Source organism: Natrinema soli (assembly GCF_028618695.1).
In genome coordinates, this window is record NZ_JAQIVI010000674.1 from 1 (window position 1) to 1317 (window position 1317).

Here is a 1317-nt window from a genome sequence, read left to right on the forward strand (position 1 = left end):
CGCGAACGGCGGCCACGGGTCCGGCCGCGGCGCGGTTCTGGGGCGGCTGGGGTCGCGTGACTTCGACGAGGACGTTGGTCCCGTCGTTTTCGGCCCGGAAATCGAGCGAATGGCCGGTCGTGACCTCGATCTCCGGGACCACGTCGTAGCCCGCGTCGGTGAGGAGCTTCGCCGCGATGAACTCCGCCATCGCGGCGCTCATTCGGACGCGGTCGACGTGGTTGCTGGTGCCGAGTTTGCCCGACATGACGTGTCGGTACTCGTCGAGGACGCCGGTCTCGAGGAAGTCCTCGAAGAAGCGGGTCGTCTCCCGGCGGCCCGCGTCGGGGAAGCCGGCGGCGTGCTCGCGGAAGAACGCGCGCGTCGAGTCGCGGCCGTCTTTGGACATGAACACCGGCAGGAAAAACCACGAGAGGTGCGGGTAGTCGGCGAGCCAGGGGTCTTCCTCGTGGAGCGTCGCGGTCAGTTCGCGCTGGGCCCACCGCGAGACGCGATGGGGTACCTCCCGCCAGCCGAACTTGTCGGTCTTCCACAGCGCGGAGGGCGTCTCCGTGTTGCCCATCCAGTAGGCGTCGCTGTCGGTGCGCGCGAAGAGGGCGACGTCCCCGTTTTGCATCTCGAAGCGATGTGACTGCCAGTCACCGCCGATCTTGAACCACGGCGTGACGGACTGTGCACCGATGTTCGACTGAAGCGGCTGCAGAATCTCGTGTTGTACTCGCCCGTCGCTCCAGGACTGCGGCGAGTAACGAAAGCGAAGCGGCCGTGCCACGGGCCGATTTAGGGCACGGAGATGCATATACTGTTCGTTGTCCGCTACCGACACGCCGCCCGCTGGTCTCGATAGCTCCGTCCGACCTCTCGTCGATTCGGCGGCTATCCCGCCGTGACTGGTGCTGTCTCAGCCGAAATGGATGTCGCTGACCGATGGGTGTGTGCAACCGTTACATTAATAGTTGCGCCGCCCCTATCGTGTTTACACTTACCATGTCAATGGGTGCCTATGACGAGGACGAGCACGAGCGCCGCGAGCAACAGGCCTCGAAGGTCGATACCGATTTCGACGACGAGCGGACGATCTATCACGGCAAAGTCGAGTACGACTCCGGAGACTCCGCCGAAGCGTTGCTAGACACGTTCGAACAGATCAAGTCGGACTAGCGCTGCGGAGTCCAGTCGGCCGTTCCTCCGCCGTTCGGAATACCGCTCGAGGCAGTGGGGATCACTACTCACTCGAGGGCGTCCCAGCCCGGCGTTTCGGGTGCGCCGCGATCGGTCTCGACGGCGTCGGCCACGGCCGGTGACGGCACCGCCTCG

The 1317-nt window shown here is 65.0% G+C and carries 2 protein-coding genes; one reads left to right on the top strand and one right to left on the bottom strand.

Going from position 1 to position 1317, the window contains the following annotated elements; translation table 11 throughout:
• Positions 1 to 772: DUF5784 family protein (locus tag PGX04_RS29810; RefSeq protein WP_273741803.1), on the bottom strand; the 772-nt coding region annotated here is incomplete at its 3' end.
• A gap of 215 nt (positions 773 to 987) precedes the next feature.
• On the opposite strand from PGX04_RS29810, the gene PGX04_RS29815 reads away from it, so the two are divergent.
• Positions 988 to 1161: a DUF5786 family protein gene (locus PGX04_RS29815; protein ID WP_273741804.1), complete on the top strand. Its 174-nt coding sequence runs from the start codon at positions 988 to 990 to the stop codon at positions 1159 to 1161.
• Positions 1162 to 1317 lie beyond the last annotated feature (156 nt).

What these genes read in the sequence shown, in the direction of transcription:
- PGX04_RS29815 (WP_273741804.1), top strand. Translation starts at nt 988, where the DNA reads ATGTCAATGGGTGCCTATGACGAGGACGAGCACGAGCGCCGCGAGCAA.